13 protein-coding genes and 1 other annotated feature are annotated in these 13,343 nt (G+C 54.4%); of the genes, 6 read left to right on the top strand and 7 right to left on the bottom strand.

All coding sequences use genetic code 11. From position 1 onward, the window contains the following. Positions 1–126 precede the first annotated feature (126 nt). Genes serC through BN7444_RS01985 form a run of 3 tightly spaced genes read left to right on the top strand, consistent with a single transcriptional unit; the run spans position 127 to position 3,622 of the window. The gene (gene serC, locus BN7444_RS01995; RefSeq protein WP_068455048.1) at positions 127–1,212 is read left to right on the top strand and encodes a 3-phosphoserine/phosphohydroxythreonine transaminase; all 1,086 of its coding nucleotides are present in this window, start codon (positions 127–129) and stop codon (positions 1,210–1,212) included. Then, entirely contained in the window at positions 1,205–2,383 is a 1,179-nt protein-coding gene (locus BN7444_RS01990) for a phosphoglycerate dehydrogenase (protein WP_068455045.1), read from the top strand. Before serC ends, BN7444_RS01990 begins: the two co-directional genes overlap by 8 nt. A 9-nt stretch (positions 2,384–2,392) precedes the next feature. Next, positions 2,393–3,622 carry a DUF1015 domain-containing protein gene (locus tag BN7444_RS01985; protein ID WP_068455041.1) on the top strand — a complete coding sequence of 410 codons (1,230 nt, stop codon included), beginning with the start codon at positions 2,393–2,395 and terminating at the stop codon, positions 3,620–3,622. A gap of 77 nt (positions 3,623–3,699) precedes the next feature. On the opposite strand, the gene BN7444_RS01980 is transcribed toward BN7444_RS01985, so the two are convergent. The 7 genes from BN7444_RS01980 to BN7444_RS01950 all read right to left on the bottom strand — a co-directional run bounded on the left by BN7444_RS01980 (position 3,700) and on the right by BN7444_RS01950 (position 10,201). After that, positions 3,700–4,452 (bottom strand): SH3 domain-containing protein, encoded by a 753-nt coding sequence (locus tag BN7444_RS01980; RefSeq protein WP_068455039.1) that lies wholly within the window; start codon positions 4,450–4,452, stop codon positions 3,700–3,702. Between the two features lie 15 nt (positions 4,453–4,467). Then, entirely contained in the window at positions 4,468–5,556 is a 1,089-nt protein-coding gene (locus BN7444_RS01975; RefSeq protein ID WP_068455037.1) for an AI-2E family transporter, read from the bottom strand. Then, positions 5,543–6,385 carry a hydrolase gene (locus BN7444_RS01970; protein WP_068455034.1) on the bottom strand — a complete coding sequence of 281 codons (843 nt, stop codon included), beginning with the start codon at positions 6,383–6,385 and terminating at the stop codon, positions 5,543–5,545. Before BN7444_RS01970 ends, BN7444_RS01975 begins: the two co-directional genes overlap by 14 nt. A gap of 121 nt (positions 6,386–6,506) precedes the next feature. After that, positions 6,507–7,385, bottom strand: coding sequence for a MetQ/NlpA family ABC transporter substrate-binding protein (locus BN7444_RS01965; RefSeq protein WP_068455029.1), 879 nt, complete (start codon positions 7,383–7,385; stop codon positions 6,507–6,509). A gap of 161 nt (positions 7,386–7,546) precedes the next feature. After that, positions 7,547–8,467 carry a MetQ/NlpA family ABC transporter substrate-binding protein gene (locus BN7444_RS01960; protein ID WP_068455026.1) on the bottom strand — a complete coding sequence of 307 codons (921 nt, stop codon included), beginning with the start codon at positions 8,465–8,467 and terminating at the stop codon, positions 7,547–7,549. Between the two features lie 28 nt (positions 8,468–8,495). After that, positions 8,496–9,161: a methionine ABC transporter permease gene (locus BN7444_RS01955; RefSeq protein ID WP_068455023.1), complete on the bottom strand. Its 666-nt coding sequence runs from the start codon at positions 9,159–9,161 to the stop codon at positions 8,496–8,498. Further along, on the bottom strand, positions 9,158–10,201 hold the full coding sequence (locus tag BN7444_RS01950) for a methionine ABC transporter ATP-binding protein (protein WP_068455017.1): 1,044 nt from the start codon (positions 10,199–10,201) through the stop codon (positions 9,158–9,160). The genes BN7444_RS01955 and BN7444_RS01950 overlap by 4 nt, the downstream gene beginning before the upstream one ends. A 54-nt stretch (positions 10,202–10,255) precedes the next feature. Next, positions 10,256–10,487, bottom strand: a binding site (T-box leader). Positions 10,488–10,597: 110 nt separating this feature from the next. Between BN7444_RS01950 and murB the strand changes: the two genes are divergently transcribed. Genes murB through BN7444_RS01935 form a run of 3 tightly spaced genes read left to right on the top strand, consistent with a single transcriptional unit; the run spans position 10,598 to position 13,315 of the window. Next, on the top strand, positions 10,598–11,485 hold the full coding sequence (gene murB, locus BN7444_RS01945) for a UDP-N-acetylmuramate dehydrogenase (protein WP_068455015.1): 888 nt from the start codon (positions 10,598–10,600) through the stop codon (positions 11,483–11,485). Continuing rightward, a complete protein-coding gene (rapZ, locus tag BN7444_RS01940; protein ID WP_068455012.1) occupies positions 11,482–12,318 on the top strand; it encodes an RNase adapter RapZ in 837 nt (278 codons plus the stop codon). The genes murB and rapZ overlap by 4 nt, the downstream gene beginning before the upstream one ends. Before the next feature lies 1 nt (position 12,319). Continuing rightward, on the top strand, positions 12,320–13,315 hold the full coding sequence (locus BN7444_RS01935; protein WP_068455008.1) for a gluconeogenesis factor YvcK family protein: 996 nt from the start codon (positions 12,320–12,322) through the stop codon (positions 13,313–13,315). Positions 13,316–13,343: the final 28 nt, after the last annotated feature.

Genomic DNA, 13,343 nt, shown 5'->3' with positions numbered 1-13,343 from the left:
CGTCGCCGTCCATATACTTTATTATTTCTCGCCGCCATATTGTTTCTTTCTCTCTAAAGGCGTATAATAAGGCAATATTCAAAAAGCTTTAGTGCTTTACAGTGATTACTGAGTAGGAGGTATCTTATGGAAAGAGTATTTAATTTTTCCGCCGGCCCCGCCACTTTACCGGTGGAGGTTTTGGAGCAGGCGTCGAAGGATATGCTGAACTACAAGGGCTGCGGCATGTCGGTGATGGAAATGAGTCACCGCTCAAGCGAGTACGGCGCCATTCATGCAGCAGCCAAGGAATCTCTTCGATCTCTCCTCTCTCTGGACGATGATCACGAGGTGCTCTTTTTGCAAGGGGGCGCGTCCCTGCAATTTACCATGATCCCCATGAATCTTTTGTCCGAAGACGAAACGGCTTCCTACGTGATCTCCGGCTCTTGGGCGAAGAAGGCTTATAAGGAAGCGGCCATGCTTTATCCCGTGAAGGCCATCGCCTCTTCCGAGGAAGATAATTTTTCCTACTATCCCGCCGTCGATCAATCCGTGGCGGATGCGGGCAGCGTCTATACTTACGTCTGTGTCAACAATACGATTTACGGCACCCGCCTCGCCCCGGATCGCCTGGCGGCCTTAGAGGGCACGGTGGTGGCGGATATGTCGTCCAATATTTTAAGCGAGGTCTACGACGTGAATCGCTGCGGCCTGGTTTTTGCCGGTGCGCAAAAGAATCTGGGGCCCAGCGGCGTCACCGTGGTCATCGTGAAGAAGGATCTCTTGAAAAAGGAAAAGGGCGCGCTGCCCACCATGTTGGATTACAAGACTCATTTGGACAAAGATTCCATGTTCAACACCCCGCCTTGCTACAGCATTTATATTTGCGGACTGGTGTTGGATTGGGTGAAGAAAATGGGCGGCGTAAAGGCCATGGAAGCCCGGAACAGGGAAAAGGCGGCGCTTTTATATGACACCATCGACAACAGCGCTCTCTTTAAAAATAATATTCCCGCCAAGGATCGCTCCCTGACCAATGCGGTCTTCGTGACCGGGGACAAGGATCTGGATGCCGATTTCGTCGCCGGGGCCAAGGCCAAGGGCCTGTTTAATGTCAAGGGCCACCGCAGCGTCGGCGGCATGCGGGCGAGCCTGTATAACGCCATGGAAATCGACGGCGTGAAGGCTCTGGTTGATTACATGAAAGAATTTGAGGTGCAACGTGGCTAATGACGAACGACGGGTCTATAAGATTAAGACTTTAAACAATATTTCCAAGGAAGGGCTGAAACTTTTGCCGGCAAATTTTATCGCCTCGCCGGATGTGGAAGATCCCGACGCCATTTTGGTGCGCAGTGCCGATCTTCACGATTACGAATTCGGCCCCAATGTGCGCTTTATCGGCCGTGCCGGCGCCGGCGTGAACAATATTCCCATCGACCGCTGCTCGGAAAAGGGCATCGTGGTCACCAAGGCGCCGGGGGCCAATGCCAACGGCGTGAAGGAGCTGGTGCTTTTGGCTCTGCTCTTGTCGTCCCGTGACGTTCTCGGCGGCATCGACTGGGTGAGAAATTACAAGGGCGATGCCATCGGCAAGGATGTGGAATCGGCAAAGAAGCGCTTCGCCGGGCCCGAGCTTATGGGCAAGACCCTGGGCGTCATCGGCCTGGGAGCCACGGGCCGCCGTGTGGCGAAAATGGGCATCGACATGGGCATGAATGTCGTGGGCTACGACCCCTTCCTCTCCATCGGCAACGCCTTGAACTTAGACACTCGCGTGGACGTGGTGGAAGATCCGAAAATTCTCTTTAACAAGGCGGATTACGTCACCCTCCACATTCCCTACACGGCGGATACGAAAAATTTCGTCGGCGAAGAGCTGCTCTCCATTGCCAAGCCGGGGATGCGCCTCATCAATATCGCCCGGGGCGGCTTGGTGGATGTAAAGGCCCTGAAGAAATTTATGGACGCCGGCGTCGTGGTGAACTACGTCGTGGACTTCCCCGATCCGGAAACCGTGAAGCTTCCCCACACCATTAACATTCCCCACTTAGGCGCCTCCACGCCGGAAAGCGAAGAAAATTCCGCCATGATGGTGGTGCGCCAATTGGTGGATTATTTGGATCACGGCAACATTCGCCACTCGGTGAACTTCCCCGATTCCAATATGGGGGTCTGCAACAGCATGGGCAGGCTCACGGTAAATCACCGCAACATTCCCAATATGCTGGGGCAAATCACCAAGGTCTTGGCCGACGAGGAAATTAACATCGCCAATCTCTTGAACCGCCACCGGGTGGACTGGGCCTATACCATGATCGACATCGACTCGCCCGTTCACGAAGGCCTGCGTGAAAAGATTTTAAACATCGACGGCGTGGTTCGCGTGCGGTTTTTCTAGGAGCTTCCCATGGTTACCATTAAAGACTTTAAGGCCCTGCGCCCGAAAAAAGACCTGGCCCACGAGGTAGCGGCCCTGCCTTACGACGTGTACTCCGTAAAGGAAGCGGCGGAGGAGATCAAAAAGCATCCCTGCTCCTTTTTGCAGGTGGATCTGCCTGCGGCCACGGTGGATACCTACGACGGGCCCATTAACGAGGTGGCGGTGAAAAATTTCGAAGCCATGAAGGCCGAGGGGATTTTTGAGCGGGACGATGAGCGGAATATGTACGTCTACGAGCTGGACGACGGCAAGGTGCGCCAGCGGGGGCTTATGTGCCTCGCATCCGTGGACGACTACGTGGAAGACCGCATTAAGAAGCACGAAAAGACCCGCCGGGAAAAGGAAGAAGACCGGGTGGATCACATCGACCGCCTGAATGCGCAAACGGGCCCCATCTTTCTGACGTATCGCAATAAACCCGCCATCGCCGATCTCATCGCAAAGGGCACGGCGAATGCGCCGGAGATTGAATTTACCACCGACGACGGCATTACCCACCGGGTGTGGACCCTGGCGGATCGAGCCGTGGTGGATGGGCTGATGGCCGCCTTTAAAGAGCAGGAGGCCCTCTACATCGCCGACGGCCATCACCGCTCCGCATCGGCGGTGCGCGTGGCGAAGAAGCGCCGGGAACAATTCGGCCCGGGGGACGAGGCCACGGAGTACAATTACTTTATGGCCATTCTCTATCCCGCCGATCAGCTCCACGTCTACGACTACAATCGGGTGGTAGCGGATTTAAATGGATTGAGCGAGGCGGAATTTCTCGAAAAGCTCGAGGAAAAATTTGCCGTCGAAGAAAAGAATGAGGCCGTGCGTCCCGACGAGAAGGGCGTCTTCGGCATGTATCTGAAGGACCGCTGGTACCGACTGGAATTTAAGGGCCACGTGCCCGACGATGTCATCGAGGCGCTGGACGTATCCATCTTACAGAACAATCTCCTCGCCCCCGTCTTGGGCATCGAGGATCCCAGGAGCGATGAGCGCATCGACTTCGTCGGCGGCGTCCGCGGCTTAAAGGAATTGGAGCGGCGGGTGCACGAAGACATGGCCGTGGCCTTTTCCATGTATCCCACGGCCCTCGACGAGCTCATGGCCGTGGCCGATGCGGGAAAAGTCATGCCGCCGAAATCCACTTGGTTTGAGCCAAAGCCGAGAAGCGGACTCTTTATCCACGAGCTGGACGAAATAGAATAAAAGGAATCGGGTAAGCACCGCGCTTGCCCGATTTTTTTGCGCAAGAAAAAAGCCCTCGTCGTAGCGAGGGCGAAGGATCAATATTTCAGATCGCCGTTAAAGTTTTTGTGTGAGGTCCAGCCGTCGCCGGTGTCGAGCCAAATAATATTGCCTTCGATGACTGTGTCGTAGACGTGGATGGTGGAGCCTTTTTCCAAGGCGTAGGCGATGGGGGCGTTGATGGAGGGATCCGTGCGCACATTGGCGTGGAGGGCCGTGGAGATTATGTCTTTGCCCTTAAGATTGGCCGCCACCTTGCTCAAGGAGCTGCCGTTGGAGGAAGCCTGCTTCGGCGGGGTCTCTTCTTTTTTCGGCTCGGGCTTTTTCTCCGGCTTCGGCGCGGGCTTTGCCGCTTTTTCTTTCGGCGGCTCTTTCTGCGTTGCCGGCTGTTGGGGTGCGGAATCTTCGCCTTCACCCGCCGCAAACAGTCGCGCCTCGTCCCGAAGCTGGGTGGAGCGTTCCAAATACTGCCTGTCGCCGGTTAAATTGTAGAGCTCTCTTGCGACGAAGAGGGCTCGGTCGTAGTCGCCTTCGAAGGCGGCATCGTTCATGTCCTGAGTCATTCGGCTGACCTGCAGCGTCTTTTTTACCATGGAGCCGAGAAAGACGGCGAGGATGAGCAGCAGGGTGCAGGTCACGACGATGACCGCCGTCTTCTTGCCGGATCGAGGCGGCTTATAGGGCGGGACGGCCGCCGGCCTTTCGTAGCGGATCGGCGTCATGGGCGCGCCGCAAGCGTTGCAAAAGGAAGCGCCGGGTTTTTGCTTTGCGCCGCAACGGGGACAGTTCATCAAATCACCTTCCTTTTACGATTCGGGCTCTTCTTCCGGGATGGCGCATTGGTTTTTATTGTCGTAGCGTTCGTTGCGAATGCCTTTGATGATGATTTTCAAACACATATACAGGGGCGATGCGATGAGGGCGCCTAAGACGCCGAAGAGATTGGCACAGATCATGACGGCCACGATGACCACGAAGGGGTGGATGTCCAATTTGTTGCCCATAATGTTGGGGGTGATGACATTGCCTTCCAGCTGTTGCACCAGAATGCTCACCACGATGACTTTTATCACCATGCCGCCGCCCATGGTGAGCCCCACGAGAACCGCCGGGGCGGCGCCGAGGAAGGGGCCGATGAAGGGAATGAAGTTAAAGACCAGGGCGATGGCGGCGAGGGAGAGCTTGTACTTCAAGCCGATAATGGTGTAGCCGATAAACATGAGCACGCCCAAGATGCAGGCGACGAGGATTTGTCCGGAAATATAGGTTTCCAAGGTCTTGTGAATTTGACCCAAGACGTCCATAATGCGGTCGTAATACTTGCCCCGGGCCAAATAGTGAATGGCCTTGACGGCGTCGTCTTCGTCTTTTAAGAGATAGAAGAGGCCCAGGATCATCAAGAGGAGCAAACTGCCTACGGCGCCGATATTGGACAGGCCGCTGGCTAAGAGTCGGGGCACGTCGCCGGCAAAGCCCTGGAGCCAGCCTTCGAATTTTTCCACGTAATTGTCCAAGGGCACGTACTCGTTGATCTGCTTGTACATATCCGTATGGGTGTAGTGTACCAGAGCGTTTAAATCGAAATCCTTAAAGAAACTCGTGGCCTGTTCGTAAATCATGGTGAAGGTGATGTAGAACAGCCCCACGGTAATGGCGATAAACAGGATAAAAGTGAGCACGGCGGAAAGGCCGGGCTTTTTCGTCCATTGGGTGAGCTTGTCGCGAATGGGCCTGAAGGCGTAGAAAATATAAATCGCCAGAATCAGGGGCACGATCAGAGACATGATCACGCTGTAAAGAGGGTTTAAAAATTCTCGCGTCACGCTGAAAAGCAGAATGATGAGAAAAATTAATGCGATGGTGATAAGGGATTCGATGAGTTTACTTCTTTTCATCGTTATACTCCGGTTTGATCAATTCGATGGAATCGGCGGGGAAGACCAAGTCGCGTTGGAATTCTTCCACGTGGAGCGTCGTCGGGTCGTTCTTCCCGGTCTTGGAAGCTACGCTCTTTTCCCTGTAATCTTCCATCATGGATTTAAACAGCTGCGAGGAAGAGGGCGGCGTGTAGGTAATGGCGTTGGCTCCCGCATCGGTGGTGGCGCGAATACTGTCTTCGCTTGCACCGCCGGTGGCGATAATGGGAAATTCGTTGCCGATAATGCTGCGCACATAGGCCACGAGCTCCGACGTTTTCTTTCCGCCGGAAATATTTAAAATCCGGGCGCCGGCGTTGATCTTGCCGACGAAGTCGTCGTGCTTGGAAACCACCGTGGCGATAATGGGAATGTCCAAGACCTCATACATGTCCCGAATCACCTCGTTTTTCATCGGCGAGTTGACCACCACGCCATAGGCACCTAAAAGCTCACATTCCAAAGCGATGGACACGCTGCGGGCACCGGATGTGGTGCCGCCGCCGACGCCGGCGAAGACGGGAATGGACGAGCCCTGAATAATGGACTGGACGATGGCCAGCTGCGGCGTAAAGGGATAGACGGCAAAGACCGCCTGAGCGTTTGAATTGCGAATCACGGCGATGTCCGTGGAAAAGATCAACGATTTGATCCGCGTCCCCTGAATGCGAATGCCGCTGGCATTGTAAATGGCATTGGGCATGAGCACCGGCTTCTTGCGAAGGGAGGATTCGATTTCGGGAATGTATTTGTCTTTAATAATGCGAAACTCTCCCTTGGGGAGTTTGGATTTTTTAGAAATACTCAATAGGCACCTCTTTCTAAATTTCAGTGCGGTGTACTGAAGCCATTATATCATCGAGGGGGGCTCTTCACCATGATGGGCGCAAAAAAAGCCCCGAAGGGCTTTTTCAAGGAGGATGTGAAATTTATTTGCCCGGGCGATAGTTGGGATCGGCGGTGTTGCCCGCATCGGGGATGTCCAAATCCCATGCCATGACTTGGGTCTTTTCGTACAATTCGTCGTTTAATGCCTTCACTTCCGGGGTGCGGTAGTAGGCGGCGACTTTCTTGTAAAGCTCGTTGTCTTTATCTTCCGCCCGCGCCACCACGTAGTTAATATAGGGGGCGGAGTTGTCGTTCAGCGGTTCCATAAAGATGGCATCGTCTTTCGGCGAAAGGCCGGCGTCGATGGCGAGATTGGTGTTGATCACCGCGGCATCCACATCGGGAAGGGTGCGGGCCACTTGGGCGGCGTCCAATTCGTCGATGGTGATGTTCTTCGGATTTTCGACGATGTCGTCCTTGGTGGGGCTCACGCCGACGTCGTCTTTCAGCTTAATGAGTCCCGCCGCTTCCAAGAGGAAGAGGGAGCGCCCGCCGTTGGTGGTGTCGTTGGGAATGGAGACCTTGCCGTTTTGAGGCACGTCTTTTAAATCCTTGATCTTATCGGAATAGGCGCCGATAGGGGAGATAAAGGTGCGCCCGATGGGCACGAGATCGGTGTTTTTCGACGCGTTGTAGGCGTCTAAGAAGGCCTTGTGTTGGAAGGCGTTGAGGTCGATGTCGCCGTTTAGGAGGGCGTCGTTGGGGGTGTTGTAGTCGGAGAAGTGGACGAGCTCGATTTTAATGCCGTCTTTTGCGGCGAGTTCCGCGGCCTTTTCCCAGAGCCTTTGATCGTCGCCGACCACGCCCAGTTTGACTGTTTCTTTAATATTGGCGTCCTCTTTCTTTCCGCAGGCGGTGGCGGTTAAAAGTAAACCGGCACATAAGAGGACGACGGTAAGGGATTTTAAAATGTGTTTCATGTTTTTGTTTCCTTTTCTAATGATGTCTCGATTGATTCCGGGTTTTCAAAGTTTTTCCGTCCACGCCCGGGATCCCTCGTTAGAGGCGATCCCCTCGTAAGCGGCTGGACGGATAGAGCATTCGTGCCTTCCGTTTCATATTCGGCCCTTCTTTCTTTAACTTATTTCGCTTCTTCGGTTTGACCTAAGTTGTCCAGATCCAATTTCCAGGCGGCGTATTGGCTGCCCTTGTAGAGTTCTTGCAGCAGTTCGTCGACATTGTCTTGTTGGTAGTAGCCCACGACTTTTTTGTAGAGTTCGTTGTCTTTGTCTTCTTCACGAGCCACGACGTAGTTAATATAGGGTGCGATGCTTTCGCCCATTTCTTCGACGAAGATCGGGTCTTCTCTCGGATCCAAACCGGCGTCGACAGCCATGTTGCCGTTGATGACGGCGGCGTCCACATCGCGGAGGGAGCGTGCCACTTGGGCGGCATCTAATTCGTCGATTTGTACGTTCTTCGGATTGTCTTTAATGTCTTTCACCGTGGGGGTGAGGCCGGCATCGTCCTTTAAGGTGATGACGCCTGCTTGTTCCAGCACGATGAGGGCACGTCCGCCGTTGGTGGCGTCGTTGGGGATGGCGATCTTTGCGCCGTCGGTGAGTTCCTTTAAGTCTTTCACTTTATTGGAATAGACGCCGATGGGGGAGAGGTAGGTCATGCCGATGGGCACGAGGTTTTGATTTTTCGCTTCGTTGTAATCGTCCAGGAAGGCCTTGTGTTGGAAGGCGTTCAGGTCGATGTCGCCGTTGGCCAGGGCGTCGTTGGGGGTGTTGTAGTCGTTAAAGACCACGATGTCCAAGGTGACGCCGTCTTTTTCGGCGTTTTCTTTTGCCTTTTCCCAGAGGCGTTGGTCGTCGCCGACGACGCCGATTTTAACGACTTGGCCGTCGGTTTTTTCGTCGGCCTTAGCCGCTTGGGCGTTGTTGTTTTTCGCCGCGTCGTTGTTATTTTTTGCTGCGTTGTTTGCGCCGCCGCAACCGGTGAGGACCAGTGCCGACAGGAGGGCGATAGAGGTGACTTTCTTCAATACTTGCTTCATGATAAGCTCCTTTCGTTTTGCTATGTGCTTAGTGTTGTACTTTCTTTACCCACAGGTTAAAGAGGCCTTGGGTAATAAATACCAAAATTAAAATGAGGACGGTGGATACGATGATCACGTCATTTTGATAGCGGTTGTAGCCGCGGGTAATGGCGAGGTTGCCCAGGCCGCCGGCGCCCACGGCACCTGCCATGGCGGTGAGGCCGATGAGGCTGATAATGGTCATGGCGCTTGCCCGCAGGATGGCGGGAAGGCCTTCTTTTAGATAGACGCCGAAGACGATGTTCGACGGGGAATCCCCCATGGACTTCGCCGCTTCGATGATGCCGCCGTCCACTTCGGCCAGGGCGTTTTCAATTTGCCGCGCGTAAAAGGGGGCGCTCCCCACGACCAAGGGGACGATGGCTGCGGTGTTGCCGATGGTGGTCTTGACGATGGCGCGGGTCACCGGGGAGATCAGGGCCAGTAAGATAATGAAGGGAATGGAGCGGAAGATGTTGACCACTTTATCCAAAACCCAGTAGACCTTTTGATTTTCCCACAGGCCGCCTTCCTGCGTCAGGGTCAGGGCCAGGCCGCCCAGCATGCCGAGGATGCCGGCGATAATGGAGGTGACCACCACCATGTAAATCGTGGCACCGGTCTCCGTTATAAAATCTTGCTTTGATGCGATGACATTGGCAAAAAAGTTCATCCGATCACCTCCTTATCCACGACGCTGAGATCCACGTCGCGGTCGATCATGTATTGCTTCGCCTGTTCGATGGACTCCGGCGTGCCTTCAAAGAGCACCACCAGATTGCCGAAGGGCACGTCTTCCAAAAATTCGATGGAGCCGGATAAAATATTGGTCTTCACACCGAATTTCGTGAACACGTCGTTTAAGACGGGGTTGGTAGCCGATGCGCCGATGTAGCGCAGGTGGATGAGCTCGCTTGTGGGATCTTCGGCGTCGAAGTAGCCGTGGTCCTTGAGCTTGTCGATGGTTTCGTCCCAGTGGCTCGCCGTGTTCACAAATTGTTGTGTAATTTCCTCTTGGGGATTGGCGAAAATGTCGATGAGGGAACCGGCTTCCACCACGCGGCCCGATTCCATGACGGCCACCTTGTTGCAGATTTCTTTCACCGCCTGCATTTCATGGGTGATGAGGACGATGGTCAGGTTCATTTCTTTATTGAGCCGTTTTAAGAGATGCAGGATGGAGGTGGTGGTCCTTGGGTCCAGCGCCGATGTGGCCTCGTCGCAGAGGAGGATCTTCGGATCGTTGGCCAAAGCTCTTGCGATGGCCACCCGCTGCTTCTGTCCGCCGGAGAGCTCCCGGGGGTAGCTGTCCGCCTTATCTTCGATGCCCACCAGATGCAGAAGGTCCATGGCCTTTTTCTTTTTCTCCTCGTCGGAAAGGGGGCTGTCCTTTAATGGATAGAGCACATTGCCCAAAATGGTGCGGGCATTCATGAGATTGAAGTGCTGAAAAATCATGCCGATTTTTTTGCGCCGCGCCCGCAGCTCCTTGACGGGAAGCTTGGTTAAGTCTTCGCCGTTTACGATGACTTCCCCCGCCGTCGGGGGCTGCAACAGATTAATGGTGCGGACCAGGGTGGATTTTCCCGCCCCGGAGTAGCCGACGATGCCGAAGACGTCGCCGGGGTTCACTTGGATGGATACGTCGTCCACCGCCGTAAACCGATGGTGATCTTTTTCAAAGACCACGGAGATATTCTTTAAGTCGATCACAATGAACCTCCTCGTTCAAAATGAAATAAAAAAACGTCCTTCTTCCCAATAGGGAAAAAGGACGATTGAAATCGTGTTACCACCTTAATTTATGTAAACCTCACGATTTACACCTCAGCGAGTACCATCATACTCCGGCGCTGTAACAGGCGCACCTGTAAGAATCTAGTATCGACCCTTAAAGTCAGAGGCCATGTTCTCCCGAAAACCAAAACGCTTCTCTCACCAAATGAAGCTTCTCTGTAGTTCGATCCCTTCGAGATACTCTCCTCGTCAAACTCGATGAAGCAATTCTAACAGGGAGCTGTGAGAAATGTCAAGCCCTTTTTTTGAACTTTCTTTGAATTTCTTTGGTACAATAGATTCAACGATATGAAAATAAAGGAGATTAGATATATGGACGGATGGATTAAGGACCACGTGATCGAAGATCACCCGATGAAAGAGGTGACCAGCTTTCAAATCGGCGGGCCGGTGGATTACTTTATCGAGCCGCGGAGCGAAGAGGAACTCAGAGACGTCATCGTATCCGTGGAGAGGGACGAGATGCCCTGGATGATTATGGGCAAGGGCACCAATATGGTAGTGTCGGACAAAGGCATTCGCGGCGCGGTGATTCGCCTGGAAAATTATTTTTCCGACGTTCGCGTCGATGGCATGCGCGTCATCGCCCAAAGCGGCGCTTCCATGAAGAAGGTGGCCGAGGCGGCTTGCGAGGCTTCCCTTACGGGCCTGGAATTTGCCCACGGCATTCCCGGCGCCGTGGGAGGTGCCATGACCATGAACGCCGGTGCCTATGGCGGCGAGATGAAGGACGTGGTGGAATCGGTGAAGGTCATGTACCACGACGGCACCACGGAGGTAATCCCCGGGGATCAAATGGATTTTCGCTACAGAAACAGCCGGGTCTACGATGAAAAGCTTGTGGTCTTGGAAGCCACCTTCCTCCTTCAACGGGGAGAGCAGACCGAGATTCAAAACCAAATGGACGAGCTGTGGAATCGCCGCGTGTCCAAACAGCCCTTGGAATATCCTTCCGCCGGCAGCACCTTTAAGCGACCGGTGGGCTATTATGCGGGCCAGCTTATCGATCAGGCGGGGCTGAGAGGGCTGAAACACGGCGGCGCCCAAGTGTCTCAAAAGCACTGCGGCTTCGTCATCAACTGCGGCGATGCCACTTGCAAAGACGTGGTGGAACTGATCCGCACCGTACAGGAAGCGGTGTACGAAAAACACGGCGTGGAACTGGAGACGGAAGTCAAGGTATTGGGAGAGACGGAATGAAGCTTTTAGTTTTAACGGGGCTTTCTGGCGCCGGCAAGAGCCAGGCGCTGAAGGCGGCGGAAGATTTGGGCTACTACTGCGTGGACAATTTGCCGCCGGCCCTGTTCCCGAAATTTATCGATATGGTGGAAGAGGCGAACATGCCCTTAGTGGCACTGGTCTTGGACATTCGAAGCGGCCTGTTTTTTAAGGAACTGGATGTGGCCATTCACACCCTGGACGAGCGGGTGGACGATGTGACGGTGATCTATTTGGAAGCGGATCCCCACGTGCTCATCCAGCGCTTTAAGGCCCTGCGCCGGCCCCATCCCCTGAGCTCCTCCATCGCCCGAGGCATCGAGGAAGAAAAGCGGCGCATGGAGCCCTTGCGAGAGCGGGCGGATCATATTATCGACACGTCGAAAATGACCAATTACAATTTGCGAATCCGCCTGAAAAGCATTTTGATTGAGGAGCGGGGCAAACTCGGTGTCTCCGTTATCTCATTCGGCTACAAGAACGGTATTTTGGAAGAGGCGGATCTGGTTTTCGACATGCGCTTTCTTCCCAATCCCTATTACGTCAGCGAGCTGAAAAGGAAAAACGGATTGAATCCCGAGACTCGGGACTACGTCTTCGGAAACGAGAAGGCGGAGGCCTTCGTCAATTACTTGGTGAATTACCTAAAGACCTTCGGCGAGGACTACGTGGCCGAGGGGAAGGAGCATCTGACCATCGGCATCGGCTGCACCGGCGGCTTTCATCGTTCCGTGGCCATGGCGGAGCGGCTGAACGAGGCATTAAAGGAAGCGGGCTATTCCGTTATTCTCGGGCACAGGGATTTAGGCGAGTAATATGAGCGATCCGAAATTTGTCGTCATCGGCGGCGGCACGGGAATATCCGCCCTCCTGCGGGGCTTAAAGCGCTTCAGCGAAGACATTACCGCCATCGTCACCATGGCCGACGACGGCGGCAACAGCGGCATGCTCAGAAGAGAATACGGCATGCTCCCTCCGGGGGATGTGCGCAACTGCTTGGTGGCTCTCGCCAATGCGGAGCCTTCTCTGAAAAATCTCCTCCAGTATCGATTTAAAGAAGGGGAGCTCAAGGGCCAGAACATGGGCAATTTAATTATCACCGCCCTAACCGACGTCTACGGCGGCTTTGCCGAAGGGGTGCGGGAAGCGGCGGAGGTGTTGAAGATTACGGGGCGCGTGCTTCCCGTGACGGAAGAATCCATCGCCCTCATCGCCCACTACGCCGACGGAAGCAGCATCCGCGGCGAGTCGGCCATCCCCGAGTATGCCTACGAAAATGACGTGGCCATTACCTCCATGGAGCTGGATCCCCGGGCGCCGAAAGCTAACGGTGACTGCATCGACGAAATTTTGGCGGCGGATCTTTTGGTCATCGGCCCGGGAAGTTTATATACATCTCTGATCCCCAATCTCCTCGTACCGGAAGTGGCCCGGGCATTAAACGAATCCCGCGCCCCCTTGGTCTATGTGGCCAATATTATGGAGCAGCGAGGGGAGACCGAGGGCATGAGCCTCACCGATCATCTCGAGGCCATGAGAGCCCACGGCCTGAAGCGGCCCGTGCGCTCCATTATCGTCAACGACGGGCAAATGGACGAGGCCCTCTTGGAAAGATACGCCGAGGAAGAAGGAGTGCGGCCCATTTATTTGCGCGCAGATGAAGAGGCGGCACTGAAAGCCAAAGGCATCGATCTGGAGACCGGGGCCTTTATGGCGGAGAAAGACGGACTCATTCGCCACGACGGCCTGAGCGTGGCTCAACGGCTTTTAAGCTTGTGCGATCGTTATCGGGAAATCCATTGCAAGGGATGAAGAACTGCTCTATAATAGAGAGGGAGTA

Origin of the sequence: Peptoniphilus pacaensis, from assembly GCF_900088125.1 — a bacterium.
Taxonomy (GTDB): domain Bacteria; phylum Bacillota; class Clostridia; order Tissierellales; family Peptoniphilaceae; genus Aedoeadaptatus; species Aedoeadaptatus pacaensis.
The sequence above is the reverse complement of the archived record's forward strand: the minus strand, read 5'-3'. Positions and strand labels throughout refer to the sequence as shown.